This window comes from Amycolatopsis sp. NPDC104863, from assembly GCF_055582965.1.
On record NZ_JBVJOW010000012.1, the window covers coordinates 5,586 to 25,009 of the forward strand.

The window sequence follows — 19,424 nt, forward strand, 5'->3', positions numbered from 1 at the left end:
CCGCACCGGCCCAAAGAACAACAAAAAAAACAAATGGGGTTCCCCCCTCCCCTCCCCCCCCCCCCCCCCCCCCCCCCCCCCCCCCCCCCCCCCCCCCCCCCCCCCCCCCCCCCCCCCCGCCCCGGCGAAGCCGCATCTTTAAACCCGCACCGACGGAGGAAACTCACCGAGCCCAGGATTCCAAAGCAATCAGAGTCTTGGTCCCAGTAACCTGATGATGCCGCCGAATCTCATCAATAGTGGTCTGCAGATGAGCCATATCCCGAACCCGCAGCCAAACAAGAGCATCTGGATCCCCAGCAATGGTGAAGACAGCCTGAGCCTCCGGCATCCGAGTGGTAGTACGCAGGATCTCAGCAACCTTCGTATTCCCGACAAACCGCAACTCGGTGAACGCCTCGATCCCCCAACCGAGCTTCGCGTGGTCGACCTGAACGGTGAACCCCGTGATCACCCCGGTCTCCCGCAGCCGGTCGATCCGCCTCTTGACCGCGGCGGTCGAGAGGGTGACCCGCCCGGCGATGTCGGAGAGCGTACGGCGGGCGTCCTCGCGCAGCAGGCCGAGGATCTCGTGGTCGGTCGCGTCGAGCAGCTCGTCGGTCATGCGCCCGAGCCTAACTTCGCGCAAAAATCCGAGCCAGCCGACGCGGATGCCCGCCGAAATTTGCGTGTGAGACCTTGATCCGGCGACGCCTGTTGCGCAAGGGTGACGCGCGCCGCACTGTGCCCCGAAGCACACCCGGACGAGAGGACCGCATCGTGGAGACGTTCACGCTGGAGGACCGCTATCTGCGGGAGGCGGGGACCGTGCACCTGACCGGGGTGCAGGCCCTGGTCCGGCTGCTGTTCGACCGCGTCCGCCACGACCGCGCCCACGGCGGCGACCCCGCCGTCTTCGTCTCCGGGTACGAGGGCTCGCCGCTGGCCGGCTACGACCTCGAGCTCGGCCGCCGCGCGAAGCTGCTCGAGAAGCACGACGTCGTCCACCGGCCAGGTCTCAACGAGGAGCTGGCCGCGACGTCGGTGATGGGCAGCCAGCTGGTCGCGGGCGCCGGCGGGCGGCGTGGGGTCACCGGGTTCTGGTACGGCAAGGCGCCCGGCCTCGACCGCGCCTCCGACGCCCTCCGTCATGCCAACCTCGCCGGCACCGATCCCCGCGGCGGCGCGGTAGCGCTGGTCGGCGACGACCCGAACGCCAAGTCCTCGACGGTCCCGTGCGCGTCCGAGCTCGCCCTCGCCGACCTGGCGATCCCGATCTTCTACCCGGTCGACTCCCAGGACGTCCTCGACCTCGGGATGCACGCGGTCGAGCTGTCCCGGGCGAGCGGGCTCTGGACGTCGCTCAAGGTCGTGGCCAACGTCGCCGACGCGTCCGGCACCGCGGTCGTGAGTCCACAGTGGACCGCGCCGGAGCTCGCCAAGGCCTACCGCCACACACCGACGTCACGGCTGCTCGGCACCAGCCTCGCCGAGCTGGAGCGCAGCCTCTTCACCGTCCGGCTGCCACTCGCCCTGGAGTACCTGCGCGCGAGCGGTGTCAACCGGATCACGCACCAGGGACCGGCCGACCGGATCGGCATCGTGTCCGCCGGCAAGTCCTACCTGGACCTGCAGCAGGCGCTTCGCGCGCTGGGCCTCGACGAAGAAGGCCTGGCGAAGCACGGCATCCGGGTGCTCAAGCTCGGCGCGATCCACCCGCTCGAACCCGGGATCGTCCGCGAGTTCGCCGACGGCCTCGAGGAGATCGTCGTGGTCGAGGAGAAGCGGGCGTTCATCGAAACCGCGCTCAAGGAAGTCCTCTACGGCGTCCCCGGCGCGCCCGCCATCACCGGCAAGAAGGACCGCGACGGCCGGACGCTGTTCACGGAGCTCGGCGAGCTGGACCCGGACGGCGTCGCGACCGGCCTGGCCCGGCGGCTGCCCGAAGGCATCCCGTCGGTAGACGCCTTCAAGGCGCGCCGTCGCCGTGAGCGCATCTCGGTGCCGCTGCTCGCCCGGACGCCGTACTTCTGTTCCGGCTGCCCGCACAACTCGTCGACGAAGGTCCCGGAAGGCACGCTCGTCGGCGGCGGCATCGGCTGCCACACGATGGCCCTGTTCATGGAACCCGACCAGGTCGGCACCGTCCTCGGCGTGACGCAGATGGGCGGCGAGGGCACCCAGTGGATCGGGATGGCGCCGTTCGTCGAGGCCGAGCACTTCGTGCAGAACATCGGCGACGGCACGTTCACCCACTCCGGCAGCCTCGCCGTGCGCGCGGCGGTCGCCGCCGGCGTGAACATCACCTACAAGCTGCTCTACAACTCCGCCGTGGCGATGACCGGCGGCCAGGACGCCGTCGGCGGACTGCCCGTCGAGAAGGTCGCCGAGCTGCTGCTCGTCGAAGGCGCGAAGCGGGTCGTGATCACCAGTGACGCGCCGGGCAAGCTGCGCCGCCGCAAGCTGCCCGGCGGTGTCGACGTCCGCGACCGCACGGAACTGCTGGCAACGCAAGAGGAACTGGCCGCCGTCAAGGGCGTCACCGTGCTCATCCACGAGCAGGAGTGCGCGGCCGAGAAGCGGCGGAAACGCCGTCGGGGCAAGCAGGAGACGCCCGCGACGCGCGTCGTCATCAACGAACGCGTCTGCGAAGGCTGCGGCGACTGCGGCACCAAGTCGAACTGCCTGTCGGTGCAGCCGGTGGCGACCGAGTTCGGCCGCAAGACCACGATCCACCAGTCGTCGTGCAACGTCGACTACTCGTGCCTCGCCGGGGACTGCCCGTCGTTCGTCACCGTGGTGCCGACCGGGAAGAAGCAGCGCCGCAAGCTCGGTGAGCTGGCCGCCGACGCCGTCCCCGCGCCGGCGATGGCGGCCACGAAGGACTTCACGGTCCGGATCACTGGCATCGGCGGCACCGGCGTGGTGACGGTGACGCAGATCCTCGCCACCGCCGCGGTGCTCGACGGGCGGCACGTCCGCACGCTCGACCAGACCGGGCTCGCGCAGAAGGGCGGCGCGGTGGTGTCCGACCTGAAGGTGACGGCGGAACCGGTCGAGCAGGCCCCGAAGCTGGCCACCGGCGAATGCGACCTCTACCTGGCGTGCGACGCGCTGGTCGGCGCCGACCAGACCAACCTCGGGGTCGCCGACCCGGCCCGCACGACCGCCGTCGTCTCCACCACGGAGGTCCCGACCGGCCGGATGGTCGTCGACACGACGGTGTCCTTCCCGGACCCCGGCAGTGTCCTGGCTCCCCTTGAAGCAGCGGCGGCGCGCACGGTTTCGCTCGACGCGCGCGGCCTGGCCGAGACGCTCTTCGACGACGACCAGTTCGCCAACGTGCTGCAGCTCGGCGCCGCCTACCAGACCGGCGTGATCCCGCTGCCCGCCGCGGTGATCGAGCGCGCGATCGAGCTCAACGGAACCGCGGTCGCCGCGAACGTCCAGGCGTTCCGCCGCGGCCGCCAGCTGGTCGCCGACCCGGACGCGCTGACGACGTCGCCCACCGCCGCGGTCCCGGTCGCGCAGCCGGCGGCGCGGGCGCTGGTGCACGCGGCGCCCGGGTCCGAGCTGGCGCGGGTGCTCGACATCCGGGTCCCGGACCTCGTCGCCTACCAGGACGAGGCCTACGCCCGCGCGTACGCCGAGTTCGTCGAGCGGGTGCGGGTGCTGGAGGACGGGCCGACCGAGGTCACCGAAGCGGTCGCGAAGCACCTGTACAAGCTGATGGCCTACAAGGACGAGTACGAGGTCGCCCGGCTGTCGCTCGACCGGGCGTTCGTGACCGGGCTGGCCGAGCAGTTCGGCGAGGGCACGCGGTTCGCCTACCGGCTGCACCCGCCGGTGCTGCGCGCGCTCGGGATGAAGCGCAAGATCAGCCTGGGCCCGTGGTTCCGGCCGGCGTTCCGGCTGCTGCACGCGCTGCGGCGGCTGCGCGGCACCCGGTTCGACCCGTTCGGCCGTGCCGAGGTGCGCCGCGTCGAGCGCGAACTGGTCGAGGACTACCGCGGCACCGTGCTCGAGGCGTTCCGGGCCGCCGACGTCGACCGGGCGCGGGTGCTGGCCCTGGCCGAGCTGCCGGACCTGGTCCGCGGCTACGAAGACGTCAAGCTCGCCAACGTCGCCCGCTACCGGGAGAAGAAGGCCGAGCTGCTCACGCTCGTAAGTAGCTGAGCATCGCCTGGGCCTCGTCGGGGACGCGCAGCTTCGCGCTGACGTCTCCGGCGTGCTGCCGGGCCGCCGCGGTGCCGATGCCGAGCAGCCGGCCGATCGTCGGCACCGAATGGCCTTCGGCCAGCAGCGCCACGACCTCGCGCTCACGGGCCGTCAACGACGTCACCGGGTCACCGGGGCGGCGGCGGGCCAGCTGGACGGCGACGACGTCGCGGTCCAGCACCGTGCCGCCCGCCGCGACGCGGCGCAGGGCGTCCAGGAACTCGCCGGGGCGGCCCACGCGCTCCTTGAGCAGGTACCCCGCGCCGCCGCCGTCCGCGGCCAGGAGGTCACCCGCGTAGCCGTCCTCGACGAAGGCGGACAGCGCGAGGATCGCCAGGCCCGGGGCGCGCCGCCGGGCTTCCAGCGCCGCGCGGAGCCCTTCGTCGGTGAACGTCGGTGGCAGCCGGACGTCGACGACCGCCAGGTCCGGGGCCTCCGTCTCGACCGACGCCACCAGGTCCTCCGGGTGGTCGACGGCCGCGACGACGGCAAAACCCTCGCTGCGCAGGAGCAGCACCAGTCCCTCCCGCAACAGGGCGTCGTCCTCCGCGATCACGATCCGCACGGCGGCTGCCTCCTCGCTCCACGCCTCTCCCTGCCTGGATGCACGGATGGGCGGGTGTGTCCGGTTCAGCCGATGCCGGTGGTCCGGAAGCGGGCCCGGTAGTAGCTCGGTGTCACGCCCAGGCCGCGCGCAAAGGCGCGTCGCAGCGTCTCCGTGGATCCGAAGCCCGATCGCCGCGCCACGACGTCCAGCGGGTCGGTCGTGGTCTCCAGCTGCTGCTGGGCGAACTCCAGCCGCACCCGCTCGACGAACCGGGCCGGGGTCAGGCCGAGCTCCTCGTGGAACAGGCGGGTCAGGTGCCGCGTGCTGACCCCGGCGCGGCCCGCCAGGTCGTCGAGCGTGTGCGAAGCCGACGGGTCGGCCGCGACGGCGTCGAGCACCGCCCGCAGCAGCTCGGTGCGCGGGCGGCCGGTCTCCAGCCGGACGCTGAACTGCGACTGGCCGCCCGGCCGCTGCAGGAAGACGACCAGGTGCTTGGCCACCAGCCGGGCCGTCTCGGCGCCGAGGTCCGCCTCGACCAGCGCGAGCGCCAGGTCGATGCCGGAGGTGACGCCGGCCGAGGTGATGACCGGGCCGTCCTGGACGAAGATCGCGTCGGCGTCGACCCGGACGAGCGGGAAGCGGCGGGCGAGCTGGTCGGTGAGGTCCCAGTGGGTGGTGGCGCGCCGCCCGTCGAGGACCCCTGCGGCGGCCAGGGCGAACGCGCCCGCGCACACCGAGGCCGTGCGGCTCGCGCCGTCGGCGAGCCGGCGGATCTGCGCGACCAGCTCGGTGTCGGCGATCGTGCGGACCCATTCCGGCCCGCCGGGCACCAGCACGGTCGCGCCGCGCGGGTCGGCCGTCGTGAGGTCGAGGTCGGCGCCCAGCCGGGTGCCGGTGTTGGGGCGGACGTCCGCGCCGCCGGGCGACGCCGTTCGCAGCACGTACTGCCCGCCGTGCGCGTTGGCCTCGGCGAAGACCTCCAGCGGGCCCGAGACGTCGAGCAGGCGGACGCCGTCGTAGAGGACGACGAGGACGGTCCGGGAACGCACTTCAGCCCGTGCCGGACCAGCCGCTCAGGCGGTTGAGCAGGCGCTCCAGCACCTCGGGGTCGGCGGCGACCGGAGCGCCGGTGACCGGCTCGTCGACGAGGGTCCGGCGGTCCTGGCGCCGCGGCAGGCGCACCTGCCGCGCGTTCATCCCGCCGGGCAGCTCGAGCTCGCACCACGTGGTGCGGGCCCCGCCCACGCCGGGGGTGACGCCGACGCGCTCGCCCGGCCCGGCGACCTTCGGCTCCGGCAGCCCGGGCACGTCGTCGTCGACCTCGACGGACAGCACTTCGGCGCGGAGCCGCAGCCGGAGCGTGACGAAGGCGGGCGACCGGGGGTCGCCGGCGTCGATCACGGTCTCGACCAGCCGTTTCGCGGTCGCGGTCACCTGCTCCAGCATCGGCAGCAGGGACCAGTCGGTGAGAATCAGGCGGACGAACAGTTCCGTGACCGGCAGCGCGCTGGGCTGCGCGACCAGCCGGATATCGTCCATCTGGGAGGTGTGCGCGCTCAAGCCTGACCTTCCTCGCCCAGGTCGACTGCCGGGTCCAGCATCTTGCCACCCGGCCTCCGGCGGCACGGTACCGGCTGTGCTCGCGTTGCTACCGTCGGGGCCATGGGTGAGCTGGTGGAGGACGAGGCGCAGCGCGCCGCACGGCTGCTGGACGCGCAGGCGAAGGCCGTCGAACTGTTCGCGGCCGTCGAGGAACGCGGGATCCTGGCGCCCGGCGTCCGGGAGACCGAGGCGAGCAACGCGATCCGCGACCTGGCCGGTGACCTGCTGGGGATCCACCGCTACTGGCACAAGCGGATCGTCCGCGCGGGCGTCAACACACTGCGGCCCTACCGCGAGAACCCGCCGGACCGCGTGCTCGCCGAGGACGACATCGTGTTCGCCGACTTCGGCCCGATCTTCGAGGACTGGGAAGCGGACTTCGGCCGGACGTTCGTGCTGGGCGACGACCCGGTCAAGCACCGCCTGTGTGCCGCGCTGGCCCCGGTCTTCGACGCCGGACGCGCGTACTTCGCCGCCCGGCCGGACATCACCGGCGCGCAGCTGTACGCGCACATGGTCGAGCTGGCGCGGGAAGCGGGCTGGGAGTTCGGCGGCGCGATCGCGGGGCACCTGGTCGGCCAGTTCCCGCACGAGACGATCGACGGCGACCGCATCGACTCCTACATCGCGCCGGGCAGCGACGGCCCGATGCGGCGCCCGGACCGCAACGGGCAGACGTCGCACTGGATCCTGGAGGTCCACCTCGTGGACCGGGACCTGGGGATCGGCGGGTTCTTCGAGCAGCTGCTGACCCTCGGTCCGAGCGCCGCGGAGTCCTGAGCGCCCCGAGGTGGCCTCGGGGCGCTCAGGCCGGGCTTCAGACCCGCGCCGGGACCCACAGCTCGTCGATGAGCTTCTCCGCCGTCGCCAGGCTGGCGTCCGCCAGCGGGATGAGCTCCGCCATCGCCGGGTTGACCGGGGCCAGCGTCAGCTCCGCCGTGATGAACCGCGGCTCCAGACCGGTCAGCGCGACGCCGTGCGGGAGCCACTGTTCGGCGTGGTCCCAGCCCTCGCGGGGCGTTCCCTCGCCGTACCCGCCGCCGCGGGAGGCCAGCACGATGAACTCGCGGCCGCCCAGCAGCCCCGTCATCGTCTCGTGGTCGACCGACAGCCCGGGCGCGATGAGGTGGTCCACCCACGCCTTGACGCTGCTCGGCGCGCCGTAGTTGTAGACCGGCAGGCCCAGCAGCACGGTGTCGGCCGCCTTGATCTCGGCGACCAGCTCCTGGGTCAGCGCCCACGACGCGGCCTGGGCCGGCGTGTGCTGCTCGGGCGGGATCGCGCGGGCCGACCCGCTCGCGGCGTCGAGGTGCGGGAGCGGGTGTTCGCCCAGGTCACGGTAGGTGACCGTGCCGCCGGAGTGCGCGGCGCGCCACGCGGCCGCGGCCCGGGCGCTGAGCCGCCGGCTCACCGAGCGCTCACCTTGGATGCTCGAGTCGATGTGGAGGAGATGCGCCATGTCGTTAGCCGCCCATAGATCGTTGGTGTTGGACAAACCATTAATAGCACATGCACCATCGATGTGCCCATATACTGGGCGGATGACCTCGTTGCCGGTCGTCAACCAGCCGCCCCACCGGTGCGGCGCGCTGCTCGACCACCTCTGGCGCCGGATCCGGCTGCGCAGCGAGTCGGTGCTGGCCCCGCTCGGCCTGCGGCCGCGGCACGTGCTCGCGCTCACCGTGCTGCGCGACCGCGGCGGCAGCTCACAGCAGGACCTGGCGAAGATCCTCGAGATGGACGGCACGAACATCGTCGGGCTGCTCAACGACCTCGAGGCCGAGAACCTGGTCGAACGCCGCCGCTCCCCCGTCGACCGGCGGCGCCACGTCGTCGAGCTCACCGACGTCGGCGCGAAGCTGCTGGCCCGCGCCGAGTTCGCGCTCGCGGCGGTGGAGGACGAGGTGTTCGGCGCGCTCAGCCACGACCAGCGCGAGACGCTCTACGAACTGCTCCACCAGGCCACGAGCCTGTCCGACACCGAAGCCTGCACGGGCGGCGTCTCGGACTGCTGAGGCTCAGCCCCCGGCGATGTCGCGGGCCAGCTGCCGGGCCTCGGGCAGCGTGAACTTCCCGGTGATCTGCGTTTCGCCGCCGGTGATGGCGGACTGGACGGCCGGCGCGGTCAGCACCCGGCTCTTGAGCACCATCGCGACCTGCGAGCCGACGTTCTGCCCGGTCCACTCGGCCCAGATCTTCGTGCCCTTGGCCGTGAAGCTGAGGTTGACGACCGAACCGCCGGTCTGCGGATCGACGGTGGCGTCCACCCGGCTCACGTCCGCGCCGCCGAGGAAGCTGGGCCCGAGGACGTACTTCGTGCCCAGCGTGCGGTCGCAGCTGATCAGGGGCAACGCGGGATCGTCGCGGCCGTCGAGCGGGTCGGGCTTCCCCTGGGCGCAGTCGAACCCCCGCGCGGCGGCCTGCTGGACGACGGGATCGGTGCTCTGCCGCTCGGCGGCCGGGCCCGTCGCCGGCCCGGCCGGCACCTCGGTCAGGACCGGGCGGAACCGCAGCACCGTCCCGTCCTTGACGACGAACCCGGTGGGCCAGGCGTGCCCCGCGACCGGGGACTGGCACCCGGCGACCACAACGAGGGCGGCGACGGCCGCGAGCAGTTTCCGCACGTCGCTCATTCTCGCGTGCGGGCCTACCCGGCCGCCAGGACCGCTTCGAGCCCGGACGCCTGGGGCCGCCAGTCGGTCACGTTCGGCGTGGTCCCGGTCCAGCGCTGGCCGATCCGGTTCAGCGGGTCCCGGTCGCCCGTCCACAGCGCGTCCGCCTGCCGCTGTGCGAAGGCGCGGTAGGTCGCCGAGCCCGTCGCCGCGGCCAGGTCGCCGAGGTACCGCATGAAGATGCCCTTGAACTGCTTCTGGTTGTCGTCACACGAGCTTGTGCCGGTGTCGCAGGACTCGACGAGCACCCCACTCGAGGTGAGCCGGGCCATCGCCGCGTCGGCCAGCCGCCGCGCGGCGTCCAAATAGGACCCGACGCCGGTGGCGCGCCACAGTTCGACCAGGCCGCCGATGCCGAGGCCCTGGTTGTAGGTCCAGACCGTCTGGCCGTTGTTCGCGCACGACCCCGTCAGGCCGTCGTTCACCAGTCCGGACGCGTTGACCAGACCACTGTTCAGGTACCAGTCGCCCGCGGTCCTGGCCCGCTGTCCCCACACGGTGTCGCCCGCGACGCGGGTGTGCAGGGACGCCGTCAGCCGCAGGTACAACCCGGCCGTGACGGCGTTCTTGTACGTCCGCTCGCGGTCCCACCAGACCCCGCCGCCGCACGTGCCGGTGTCCCAGAACCCGTTGACGTAGCTGGCGATCGTCGTCGCTTCGGTCAGGTAGCGGGCGTCGTGGGTGCGGTCGTAGACGGCGATCCAGGCCAGGCCCCACCACGCGCTGTCGTCGATCGCCCGGCTGACGAAGTGCCCGTCGATCGGGTCGGAACTGCGGGCCCTGGCGGGGAACGCGGCCCGGTTGACGTCGAAGGTGCGGGCCAGCGCGCCGTCGAAACCACCGGCGTCCGCGACGGCCGTCACCGCGACCGCCGAGTTCCACCAGCTCGACGGCCACCACGCGGTGTACGGGTCGTAGGACCACATCAGCGCGTCGAGCGCCCCGGCGGCGCGGGTCGTGGCCGGGCGCGCCCAGGCCGTGCAACTTCCCTGCGCGTGCGCGGCTTCCCGGCCGCACGCCCGCACGGCGCCGCCGAACAGCCGGCCGCGGGGATCGCGCGTCGCGAACGCCGTGGTGCCGCGCCCGGTCGCGCCCGCGGCGACACCGGTGCGGCCCAGCGACGAGCCGTCCGGCCAGCTCGCGCCCGCGTCCCAGGAGCGGTCGAGCCAGATCTCGTCCCCGGCGCCGCCCGCCTCGATGCTCCCCCACGCCAGGCCGCGGCCGTCGAAGTGCAGGCGGATGGTGCGCCCGAACAGGGTGGTCGGCGCCACCGGCTGGCTGTCGCCGGCGCCGGGTGCGCTGCCGTCACAGGCGGCGTCGCACACCGCCGGGTAGATCCACGCGGTGCAGCCGACCCCCTGCGCGTCACCGCAGGCCCGGACCAGGCCACGGCGGTGGTGCGCCGGATCGGTGAGGTTGTACATGAGCGTGCGCGTGCCGGTCCACGAGCCGGGGACGGTCGCCTTGCCCAGCAGGCCTTCCCAGGTGGCGCCGCCGTCCCACGAGCGGTCGAGCCAGACACCGTCGCCGGCGACGCCGTTGTCGATGCTGGCCCAGGCCATGCCGTCGGGGTCGGAGGCGTGCAACCGCAGCACGCGGTTGTTGATCACCTTGTCCGGCAACGGAAAGCTCTCCCGCGCGGCCTTCGACGGATCGAGCGTGTCACACGAGGTGACACACACCGCCGTCGCCGCCGCGGCGGGGATCGGGTTCAGGGAACCGAGGACGAGCAGCACCACGAGCAATGTCCGCATCGACATCCCTCTCCACGCACCGGGGGTGGCTCCAGGGTAGGGAACGGCGGCGCGAACCTGAAGGAATCCGCCCGGTTCTGGCTCGTTCCGGACAGTGATTGCCCGTTCAGGCGGGATTCTGGTACATCGCCAGGATTCGCCGGAGCTGGGACAGCTGGTCCTGCGCCTCCTTCAGCTGCCGTTCGAGTTCTTCCCGCTTCCGGCGCTCGTACTCCGCCCGCGTGAAGTGCAGCTCCATGAAGTCGATGACCCGGCTGAGCTGCAGCTCGTTGTCCGAGGACTCCGCGGCGACGAGCTCCACCTGCTCTTCCGCGTGCCGCCGCGCCTGGTTGATCTCGGCCAGCTCGGCCCGCATGTTCTCGACGTGCTCGCGTTCCCGTGCGTGGAGCGCGCGCAGCTCCTGCTCGTACTCGACGTCGCCGGGCGAGATGACCGCTCCCCCGGCCGTGCAGTCGGCCCGCAGCCGCGCGAGGTCGTCTTCGAGCTGACGGCACTTGATCTCTTCACGGGCCAGCCGGGCCGCGAGGTCCTGCTCGCGCTGCCTCAGCTCGGCGACCTCCTGCCGCGCCTCGGCCAGCCGGTCACCGAGGTCCTGGGAGAAGTCGTTGAGGTCGTTCTTGATGACCAGGCCGAGCTCGGACGAAGCGGTGCTCGTCTCGATCCGCGCGCGGGCCCGCTGCCACGGCCCGAGCGCGTCACTGGCGAACCCGCAGGCCAGCAGGATCGTCACCAGCTGGTGTTCGCGCGGCAGCCGGGCCCCGGCGAACAGGGCGGTCATCGTCGAGCGGGCCAGGGACTTCGGCTGGTTGGCCGACGACTTGGCCAGCTCGTCGTAGGTCTTCCCGGACCGCGCTCTGACCTGCCGCAGCAAGCCGGCGAAGTCCTCGACACCGGCGGCCCGGTCCGGGTCCAGGTCGTCGAACAAGGCGGGGGGCGGGGCTGCGATCACACCAGTCGGTCGCGGCAGCCGTCCGGTGTGTTACGTCCCGGCGTGTCCACTCTCGTCCGCGCCGGTTCGCAGTTGTCCGGGCTCGTTCCGTTCGCTGGGAATCTCGCGCCGGAGACGGTCTCCTGGAGGCATGAAGACATCAAGAACGACGACGTCCGCCGAGCTGTTCACGTTCCTGCGGTGGGTGATGAGCTCCCGGGCCCGCGCGAGCCACATGCGCAGGCTGCTGTACGTCGTGGGTGGGATCACCACCCTGATCGTCGGTGAGCTCGTCCTCGTCCTCGCCACCGCCGGCGTGTCACCCGTCGCGGCCGGAGCGGCTTCGTGCGCCGCGGCCGGCTTCGGCTACCGGGCACGCCGCAGCCGGGCGCGCCGATGCCGTTAGGTGCTCTCCGGCGGGAAGAGGCGCGGCATGAAGGCCAGCATCAGCGCCGACCACACGACGTGGGTCAGCAGCGGCGCCTGCACCCCGCCGGACCGGCTTCGCTGCACCGCGAAAAGCGTCCCCATGGCCGCCGATGCCAGTACCAGTGCGGGATTCCGGGTCGCCGTGGTGGACAGCACGTACACCGCCGTCGAGCCGCGCGCGCCGAACGCGTCGTAGACCGCGCCGCGGAAGAAGACCTCCTCGGCCGCGCCCGTCACCAAGGTCGTCACCGCCACCGAAGGGGTCGAGCCGCGATGCGCGTGGTCGAGCACGCCGGTGATCGCCCGGCGCAGCAGCGGGATGTGCCGGGCCACCAGGGCGCCGCCGTAGAACACCGCGAACGCGGCCGCGCCCGCCAGGACCGGCTGGACGACGTCGGGACGCCCGCGCCGGACCGGGCCGGCCGCCGCCGCGCCGCTCAGCCAGGTCGCGGCGACCGACGCCGTGAGCGTGTGGAAGCGGCGCGAACCCGAACTGCTGGCCAGTGACGCGCCGAGCAGCCCGGACCCGCCGGCCGTCACCGCGGCCAGGAACCCCTTCGTCACGCCGGCCGCCGGTTCTTCGCCCGCTCGCCCAGCGCCTGCAGCACGGCTTCGTCGTAGCCCAGCGGCTCGAACTCGACGATCCGGCGGATCGCGTCGTCGCGGACGACGACCTCGTTGGTCATCGAGTCGATCAGCGCCCGCCCGGTCGTGACGTCGATGTCGGTCACCAGCGAAAGCCAGTACGAGGACAGCTTCGGCGACAGCAGCGGCACCGGCACGATCAGCAGCGGCCGGCCCTCGATCGCCGCCACCCGCTGCAGCATGTCGCGGTAGGCCAGCACCTCGGGGCCGCCGATGTCGAACGTCCGGCCCTCGGCCTCCGGGTGGTCGAGCACGCCGGCGAGGTAGCGGACGACGTCGGCGATCGCGATCGGCTGGGTGCGGGTGCCGACCCAGCGCGGGGTGACCATCGCGGGCAGGTGCTCGACCAGCTGGCGGGTCAGCTCCCACGACGTGCCGCCGTGCCCGATCACGATCCCGGCGCGCAGCACCGTCACCGGCACGCCGGTCTCCCCCAGCAGCCGCTCGACCTCGCGCCGGCTGGCCAGGTGCTCGGACAGCGAATCGTCGTCGTCCCCGAGCCCGCCGAGGTAGACGATCCGGCGCACGCCCGCGTCGGCCGCCGCGCGGGCGAAGGCGCGGGCCGCGTCGGCGTCCCGGCGCTGGAAGTCCGCGCTGTCGAGTGAGTGCACGAGGTAGTAGGCGGCGTCGGCGCCCTTCAGCGCGTCACGCAACGACCCGACATCGGCGACGTCGCCGCGCACGGCCTTCCCGGCGCCTTCGTACTTCGCGGGGTGCCGCGTCATCGCGAGCACCTCGTGTCCCGCGTCTTCCAGCGCCGGGCACAACCGGCTGCCGACGAACCCCGAAGCCCCGGCCACCAGTACTCGCATGCCCGCGACGTTAACCGGGGTCCCGCCGGCCCGCAGAACGCCCGGTGCCGGCGAAACAGACCGCGGCGACCACTCCCGCGCAGCCGACGAGCTGCAGCACCCCGGGCGACTCGCCGAGCAGGCCGATCCCCAGCAGCACCGCCCCGACCGGTTGCAGCAGCATGAGCGTCGCCCCCGCGGTGGCCGACATCCGCGGCAGCGCGGCCGAGATCAGCAGCCAGCCGACCAGCTGGCCGATGACGGCGAGCGCGGCGAGCCACCCGAACGTGGACCACCCGGGCGCGAAGTCGAGCGTGCCGGACGGGACGCCGAGCACCACCGCGACCACACCGGCGGAGAGCGTCGCCAGCAGCAGGGACCACGACTGCGTCCCGTGGCCGCCGCTGAGCCGGATCAGGAAGAGGTACCCGGCGTACCCGGCCCCGGCCAGCAGCGCCGCGACCGCGCCGGTGACCGGGTCGGGGCCGAACGCGCCGGTCCCGGCGAACCCGCCGGCCAGGACGACCCCGCCGAGCAGCACCGGCACGGCGACGAGGAACCGCTTCGCCGGCCGTTCGGACAGGAACACGAACGCCAGCACCGGCACGATGATCACCTGCACCGCCAGCAGCACCGTCGCGATGCCGGCGCCGACCCGCGGGATCGCCTCGCCCCAGAGCACGAAGTCCAGGCCGAGGCCGACCCCGGCCAGCAGCGGGAAGAGGACCCGGCGGCGGGTCCCCGGGGCGGCCTTCCGCCGTTCCCGCGCGGCGAGCGCGACCAGCACCGGAAGCGCGAGCAGGCAGCGCCAGAACGCGCTCGTGGCGCCGCTGGCGTGCGAGACCTTGATGAAGACCGACGACAGGGAGATGCAGAAGCCGCCGAGCGCGGCGAGCAGACGCGGGTCGATGCGCTGGGTCAGCGGCAGGGCGGGCGTGGGGCGGGTCGCGGTCGTGGTCACGTCCTCCAGCCTGCGGTCTTCGACTGTCAAGGACAAGCGAATGTTTCTGCGGAGAATCCGGTAGCATTTCTACCGTGTTCGGACTGGATCGGATGCGTGCGCTGCACGCCGTCGCCACCCAGGGCTCGGTCGCCTCGGCGGCCGCGTCGTTGCACGTCACGCCGTCCGGGGTGTCCCAGCAGCTGGCGAAGCTGGAGCGGGAGGCGGGCCAGCCGCTGCTGGAGCCGCGCGGCCGCGGGGTCCGGCTGACCAAGGCGGGCCAGGTGCTCGCCGGGCACGCCGAGCGGATCCTCGCGCAGGTCGCCGAGGCGAAGGCGGACCTGGAGCTGCTGCGCGAAGACGTCATCGGGCCGCTGCGGGTCGGCGCGATCCCGACGACGGTCCACGCGCTCCTGCCGCCCGCGCTGGCCACGCTCGCCGCGCAGCACCCACGCCTCGCGGTGACGCTGAACGAGGGTGAGGCCGAACAGACCATGCCGCGGGTGCCGGCCGGCGACCTCGACGTCGCGGTGGTGGAGAGCTGGACCGACCGCCCGACGGTGATCCCGCCGTCGACGACGCGGATCGAGCTGTTCGCCGACGTCGCCGACCTCGTGCTCCCCGCCGGTCACCGGCTGGCCCACCGCAAGGCCGTCGAACTGTCCGAAGTGGACGATCTGCCGTGGATCGGCTGGAGCGCCGGGTCCGGATGCCACGAATGGCTCGTGCAGGTGCTGCGGAAGCAACGGCTGGAGCCGCGGATCACCTGCACGGTCGGCAGCTACCCGACGCAGCTGGCCCTGGTGGCGGGCAACGTCGGTGCGGCGCTGGTCCCCCGGCTGGCCCGCGAGCGGCTACCGGAAGGCGTCCGCGTCCTGACCACGCGCCCGCCCCTGACCCGCACGATCTACGCGATCTGCCGCACGGGCGAGGAAGACCACGGCGCGGTGCGCGCGTGCCTGGACGCGCTGCGCGCCGCGTCCGCTCGTTACGAAGGCCCGCGCTGAGACTGCGCCGGTTCGGCGGCCCAGCTCGCCAGCAGCCGCAACGCCTCCTCCGACGGTGAGCCCGGTTCGACCGTGTGCACCCCGAGCACCTGGTCCCGGTCGCCGGTCGGGGTCAGCGCCTCGTAGCCGAGGACGAGGTCGCCCACCACCGGGTGGCGGTAGTGCTTGGTGCCGTGGGTGCGCTGGTAGACGTCGTGCTCGGCCCACCAGCCACGGAAGTCCTGGTCCCGCACGGAAAGCTCGCCGACCAGCGCGGCCAGCGCCGGGTCGTGCGGGTTGCGGCCCGCATACAGGTGCAGGGTCGCCACCACGCTCCGGGCGGCCGACGCCCAGTCCGCGTACAGGTCGCGGGCGAGGGGGTCCAGGAAGACGAACCGGGCCATGTTCCGCTCTCGCGGCGGCATCGCGTCGAAGTCGCGGTAGAGCGCCTTGGCCAGCGGGTTGCTGCCCAGGACGTCCAGCCGGCGCCCGGTGACGATCGCCGGGACGTCGGACAGGGTCTCCAGCACCCGTTGCAGCCCGGGCCGGATCTTCTGCGGGGGCAGGGGCCGCGGGCGGCGGCTCGGCTTGGCCACCGTGAACAGGTGGCGCCGCTCGGTCTCGTCGAGCCGCAGCGCCCGGGCGATCGCGTCCAGCACCGACTCCGAGACGTTCAGGTTCCGCCCGCGCTCGAGCCGGACGTAGTAGTCGACGCTCACCCCGGCCAGCCGCGCGACCTCCTCGCGCCGCAGGCCCGGGACGCGCCGGACCCCGGGTTCCGGGGCGAGCCCGGCGTCTGCGGGGGTGACCCGGGCCCGCCGCGCCCGCAGGAAGTCCCGCAGTTCGGAGTTGGCCTCGCTCATGTCCCCAGCCTAGGTCCGCGGCCGGGCTCGTGCGGGGGTCTGCTGGACCCCCGGTAGCAAGGGGCCTCCCTCGCGACCATCAACCGGCCGTGTCCGGCGGTTACCTGGGAGCAGACCAGTTCCCGAGACGAGGAAGAACCGAGATGGAACGCGAAATCCTGGGCGGCACCGGCATGTCCGTGAGCCGCTTCGCCTTCGGCGCCATGATGCTGGGCGCGATGGGCAACACCGACCGCGCCGAATCGGTGCGGATGATCCACGCGGCGCTCGACGCCGGGATCAACTTCGTCGACACCGCCGACGTCTACTCCCACGGCGAGTCCGAAGAGATCGTGGGCGAGGCCCTCAAGGGCCGCCGCTACGACGTGGTGCTCGCCACGAAGTTCTCCATGCCGATGGGCCCCGACGCCAACCAGGCCGGCGGCTCGCCGCGGTGGGTCAAGCGCGCCGTGGAAGCCAGCCTGCGCCGGCTCGGCACCGACCACCTCGACCTCTACCAGATGCACCGCCCGGACCACACCACCGACATCGACGAGACGCTCGGCGCGCTGTCGGAGCTCGTCCGGGCGGGCAAGGTGCGCGCGATCGGGTCGTCGACGTTCCCGGCCGAGCTGATGGTCGAGGCGCAGTGGGCCGCCCGGCGGGGCGGGCACCACCGCTTCCGCACCGAGCAGCCGCGGTACTCGATCCTGACCCGGATCATCGAGAACGACGTCCTGCCGACGGCCCAGCGCCACGGCATGGGCGTGCTGACCTACGGCCCGCTCTCCAGCGGCTGGCTGACCGGGCGCGACCCGGCGCAAAGCCACCGCGCCGGGCTCATGCCCGACGTGTTCGACCTGGCGATCCCGGAGAACCGGGCGCGGGTGGACGCCGTCGACCGGTTGGGGAAGCTCGCCGGCGAGGCCGGGATGCCGCTGACGCACCTGGCGGTGCGGTTCGTGCTGAGCCACCCGGCCGTGACGTCGGTGCTGATCGGCCCGCGCACGCCCGAGCAGCTCGACGACCTGCTGACCGCGGCGGGACCGCTGCCCGGCGACGTGCTGGACCGCATCGACGAGATCGTCCCGCCCGGCACCGAGGTCAACCGGCACGACAACTACCGGGCGGCGGCCCCGGCGATCGAAGACCCGCGGCTGCGGCGGCGCTGACGCGAGGGCGGTGCTGGCGTGCCCGCGCGGCCACGCGCATGCTGGAGCCGTGATCAGCACTTCGGATGTCGAACGGGCGGCCGCGCGCATTCACGGCCGGGTCCGCCGCACGCCGGTCCTCGCGGGGGACGACGGCCTGTGGTTCAAGCTCGAGCAGCTCCAGCACACCGGGTCGTTCAAGGCCCGCGGCGCCTTCAACCGGATCCTCGCCGCGGGTGAGCTCGCGGCGGCCGGCGTGGTGGCGGCGTCCGGCGGGAACGCCGGGCTCGCCGTCGCCCACGCCGCCCGGGAGTTCGGGGTGGCCGCGCGGGTCTACGTCCCGGAGACCGCCCCCGCGGTGAAGGTCGCGAAGCTGCGGAAGCTGGGCGCGGCCGTCGAGCTGGTCGGCGACAAGTACGCGGACGCCTACGACGCGGCCGTGAAGCACGCGGCGGACTCCGGCGCGTTGTTCTGCCACGCCTACGACCAGCCCGAGATCTGCGCCGGGCAGGGCACCGTCGGGCTGGAGCTGCTGGAGCAGGTCGAGGGGCTCGACACGATCCTGGTCGCGGTCGGCGGCGGCGGGCTGCTGGCCGGCATCACCGCCGCGGTCGAGGGCCGGGCGCGCGTGGTCGGCGTCGAACCGCGCACGGCGCCGACGCTCAACGCGGCGCTGGCCGCCGGGGCGCCGGTCTCGGTCGAGGTGTCCGGGGTCGCCGCCGACTCCCTCGGCGCGACCCGCCTCGGTGACATCGCCTTCGCCGTCGCCACCCGCGCGAACGTGGGCTCGGTCCTCGTGGACGACACCACGATCCTCGACGCCCGGGCCGCGTTGTGGGACCAGTACCGCCTGGCCGTCGAGCCCGGCGGGGCGACGGCGTTCGCCGCGCTGCTCGCCGGCGCCTACCGCCCGGCGCCCGGCGAGCGCGTCGCCGTTCTGCTCTGCGGAGCCAACATCGACCCCGCGACGCTCACTTCCCCGACAGCCGCGCCACCAGCGGCGCGAACTCCTCGATGAACGCGGAGTTGACGCTGACGTAGGAGACGCCCAGCTCTTCGCGACGCCGTTCGAGCTCCTCGGCCATGTCGTCGAGGCTGCCGCGGATCATGGTCAGCGAGTCGTGCTCGATGAGCGTTTCCGCGTCGACGCCGATGAACCCGCGGATCCACGGCGGCACCTGCTCGCCGACGACGAAGAGGTTCAGCGCCAGCTCGAGGTCGCGGTCGCCGGCCGCGGCGCGGATCTCCTCGACGTACCCGGCCATCTCTTCGCGGGTGGTCAACACCCCGCCGGCGAGGGTGACGATGTCCGCTTTCGCCCCGGCGAGCCGGCGTGCCTTCGGGCCGCCGGCGGCGACCATCACCGGCGTGTGCGCGTCGCCGTCGAGGCGCCGGACGTGGTCGATCGTCTCGGAGATCGAGTCGAGGCGCTCCTGCCCCGAGCCGTAGGGCAGGCCGAGCTCTTCGGCCTGCTGCCGCATCGTCGGCAGCCCGGTGCCGAGGCCGAGCTCGAACCGGCCGCCGGTCACCACGTTCAGGCTGTGCGACTCCCACGCCGCGGCGCGGGCCGTGCGCAGCGGGCTGGCCAGCACGAACGAGCCGACGCGCAGCTCGGTCGTCACCGCGGCGGCGGCCGCGAGCGCGGCGGTCGGGGTGGGCAGGTTCAGGTTGTCCGGGCAGAGCAGGGTCGAGTACCCAAGCTCTTCGGCGCGCTTCGCGGTCGCGAGCCATTTCGCGCCGCCTTCGGTCGCGGCCGCGACCACACCGAACCGGAACGCCTTCTGCGGCATCGGAACACCCCCGTGGTTGTCAGGTACCCCGATCCAACCACCGGTGCGCCCGGGCGTGGCCCCAAGGCCGGGAGCGCGGCCGAGGGTTAGCCGAGCTGGTACTCCCCCCCCGTCACCCTCGTGGCCGCGGGGGAGGTATCTGGCGTCCCC

At 73.0% G+C, this 19,424-nt stretch carries 20 protein-coding genes; 7 read left to right on the top strand and 13 right to left on the bottom strand.

What is annotated here, in order from left to right; translation table 11 throughout:
- Positions 1-163: 163 nt before the first annotated feature.
- Positions 164-604 carry an Lrp/AsnC family transcriptional regulator gene (locus tag ACZ63J_RS45520; RefSeq protein ID WP_465313633.1) on the bottom strand — a complete coding sequence of 147 codons (441 nt, stop codon included), beginning with the start codon at positions 602-604 and terminating at the stop codon, positions 164-166.
- 155 nt (positions 605-759) lie between these two features.
- Here ACZ63J_RS45520 and ACZ63J_RS45525 point away from each other — a divergent pair, with 155 nt between their 5' ends.
- Positions 760-4,155 (top strand): indolepyruvate ferredoxin oxidoreductase family protein, encoded by a 3,396-nt coding sequence (locus ACZ63J_RS45525; protein WP_465401393.1) that lies wholly within the window; start codon positions 760-762, stop codon positions 4,153-4,155.
- Here ACZ63J_RS45525 and ACZ63J_RS45530 read toward each other — a convergent pair.
- The 3 genes from ACZ63J_RS45530 to ACZ63J_RS45540 form a co-directional block, all read right to left on the bottom strand.
- Positions 4,136-4,762 (bottom strand): response regulator, encoded by a 627-nt coding sequence (locus tag ACZ63J_RS45530; protein WP_465313631.1) that lies wholly within the window; start codon positions 4,760-4,762, stop codon positions 4,136-4,138. The genes ACZ63J_RS45525 and ACZ63J_RS45530 overlap by 20 nt on opposite strands.
- Before the next feature lie 65 nt (positions 4,763-4,827).
- Complete coding sequence (locus ACZ63J_RS45535; RefSeq protein ID WP_465401394.1) at positions 4,828-5,793, bottom strand: GlxA family transcriptional regulator; 966 nt, start codon at positions 5,791-5,793, stop codon at positions 4,828-4,830.
- Between the two features lies 1 nt (position 5,794).
- The gene (locus ACZ63J_RS45540; protein ID WP_465338906.1) at positions 5,795-6,304 is read right to left on the bottom strand and encodes an ATP-binding protein; all 510 of its coding nucleotides are present in this window, start codon (positions 6,302-6,304) and stop codon (positions 5,795-5,797) included.
- 102 nt (positions 6,305-6,406) lie between these two features.
- Between ACZ63J_RS45540 and ACZ63J_RS45545 the strand changes: the two genes are divergently transcribed.
- Positions 6,407-7,126 carry a M24 family metallopeptidase gene (locus ACZ63J_RS45545; protein WP_465401395.1) on the top strand — a complete coding sequence of 240 codons (720 nt, stop codon included), beginning with the start codon at positions 6,407-6,409 and terminating at the stop codon, positions 7,124-7,126.
- 37 nt (positions 7,127-7,163) lie between these two features.
- Here ACZ63J_RS45545 and ACZ63J_RS45550 read toward each other — a convergent pair whose 3' ends face one another.
- Entirely contained in the window at positions 7,164-7,805 is a 642-nt protein-coding gene (locus tag ACZ63J_RS45550; RefSeq protein WP_465439951.1) for an FMN-dependent NADH-azoreductase, read from the bottom strand.
- Positions 7,806-7,887: 82 nt separating this feature from the next.
- Here ACZ63J_RS45550 and ACZ63J_RS45555 point away from each other — a divergent pair, with 82 nt between their 5' ends.
- Entirely contained in the window at positions 7,888-8,361 is a 474-nt protein-coding gene (locus ACZ63J_RS45555) for a MarR family winged helix-turn-helix transcriptional regulator (protein ID WP_465401397.1), read from the top strand.
- 3 nt (positions 8,362-8,364) lie between these two features.
- Here the strand turns inward: ACZ63J_RS45555 and ACZ63J_RS45560 are convergent, their stop codons facing one another.
- The 3 genes from ACZ63J_RS45560 to ACZ63J_RS45570 form a co-directional block, all read right to left on the bottom strand.
- Entirely contained in the window at positions 8,365-8,970 is a 606-nt protein-coding gene (locus tag ACZ63J_RS45560; RefSeq protein ID WP_465401398.1) for a SecDF P1 head subdomain-containing protein, read from the bottom strand.
- Between the two features lie 23 nt (positions 8,971-8,993).
- The gene (locus ACZ63J_RS45565) at positions 8,994-10,772 is read right to left on the bottom strand and encodes a glycoside hydrolase family 76 protein (protein ID WP_465401399.1); all 1,779 of its coding nucleotides are present in this window, start codon (positions 10,770-10,772) and stop codon (positions 8,994-8,996) included.
- 106 nt (positions 10,773-10,878) lie between these two features.
- Positions 10,879-11,697: a hypothetical protein gene (locus tag ACZ63J_RS45570; RefSeq protein WP_465401400.1), complete on the bottom strand. Its 819-nt coding sequence runs from the start codon at positions 11,695-11,697 to the stop codon at positions 10,879-10,881.
- 154 nt (positions 11,698-11,851) lie between these two features.
- Between ACZ63J_RS45570 and ACZ63J_RS45575 the strand changes: the two genes are divergently transcribed.
- Positions 11,852-12,106, top strand: a complete 255-nt coding sequence (locus ACZ63J_RS45575) for a hypothetical protein (RefSeq protein ID WP_465401401.1) — start codon at positions 11,852-11,854, stop codon at positions 12,104-12,106.
- On the opposite strand, the gene ACZ63J_RS45580 is transcribed toward ACZ63J_RS45575, so the two are convergent.
- The 3 genes from ACZ63J_RS45580 to ACZ63J_RS45590 are packed head-to-tail and all read right to left on the bottom strand — an operon-like array spanning position 12,103 to position 14,526.
- A complete protein-coding gene (locus ACZ63J_RS45580; protein ID WP_465401402.1) occupies positions 12,103-12,693 on the bottom strand; it encodes a lysostaphin resistance A-like protein in 591 nt (196 codons plus the stop codon). The two genes, ACZ63J_RS45575 and ACZ63J_RS45580, sit on opposite strands and share 4 nt — an antisense overlap.
- Complete coding sequence (locus tag ACZ63J_RS45585) at positions 12,690-13,586, bottom strand: NAD(P)H-binding protein (RefSeq protein WP_465338915.1); 897 nt, start codon at positions 13,584-13,586, stop codon at positions 12,690-12,692. The genes ACZ63J_RS45580 and ACZ63J_RS45585 overlap by 4 nt, the downstream gene beginning before the upstream one ends.
- Positions 13,587-13,596: 10 nt before the next feature.
- The gene (locus tag ACZ63J_RS45590) at positions 13,597-14,526 is read right to left on the bottom strand and encodes a DMT family transporter (protein ID WP_465401403.1); all 930 of its coding nucleotides are present in this window, start codon (positions 14,524-14,526) and stop codon (positions 13,597-13,599) included.
- A gap of 74 nt (positions 14,527-14,600) precedes the next feature.
- On the opposite strand from ACZ63J_RS45590, the gene ACZ63J_RS45595 reads away from it, so the two are divergent.
- Complete coding sequence (locus ACZ63J_RS45595; protein ID WP_465401404.1) at positions 14,601-15,512, top strand: LysR substrate-binding domain-containing protein; 912 nt, start codon at positions 14,601-14,603, stop codon at positions 15,510-15,512.
- On the opposite strand, the gene ACZ63J_RS45600 is transcribed toward ACZ63J_RS45595, so the two are convergent.
- Positions 15,494-16,354: a helix-turn-helix transcriptional regulator gene (locus ACZ63J_RS45600; protein ID WP_465401405.1), complete on the bottom strand. Its 861-nt coding sequence runs from the start codon at positions 16,352-16,354 to the stop codon at positions 15,494-15,496. The genes ACZ63J_RS45595 and ACZ63J_RS45600 overlap by 19 nt on opposite strands.
- Before the next feature lie 143 nt (positions 16,355-16,497).
- Here ACZ63J_RS45600 and ACZ63J_RS45605 point away from each other — a divergent pair, with 143 nt between their 5' ends.
- Both ACZ63J_RS45605 and ACZ63J_RS45610 read left to right on the top strand, forming a co-directional pair.
- Positions 16,498-17,505 (top strand): aldo/keto reductase, encoded by a 1,008-nt coding sequence (locus ACZ63J_RS45605; RefSeq protein ID WP_465401406.1) that lies wholly within the window; start codon positions 16,498-16,500, stop codon positions 17,503-17,505.
- Between the two features lie 49 nt (positions 17,506-17,554).
- Positions 17,555-18,502 (top strand): threonine/serine dehydratase, encoded by a 948-nt coding sequence (locus ACZ63J_RS45610; protein ID WP_465401407.1) that lies wholly within the window; start codon positions 17,555-17,557, stop codon positions 18,500-18,502.
- Here the strand turns inward: ACZ63J_RS45610 and ACZ63J_RS45615 are convergent.
- Positions 18,456-19,274 carry an LLM class flavin-dependent oxidoreductase gene (locus ACZ63J_RS45615; RefSeq protein ID WP_465338920.1) on the bottom strand — a complete coding sequence of 273 codons (819 nt, stop codon included), beginning with the start codon at positions 19,272-19,274 and terminating at the stop codon, positions 18,456-18,458. The two genes, ACZ63J_RS45610 and ACZ63J_RS45615, sit on opposite strands and share 47 nt — an antisense overlap.
- Positions 19,275-19,424 lie beyond the last annotated feature (150 nt).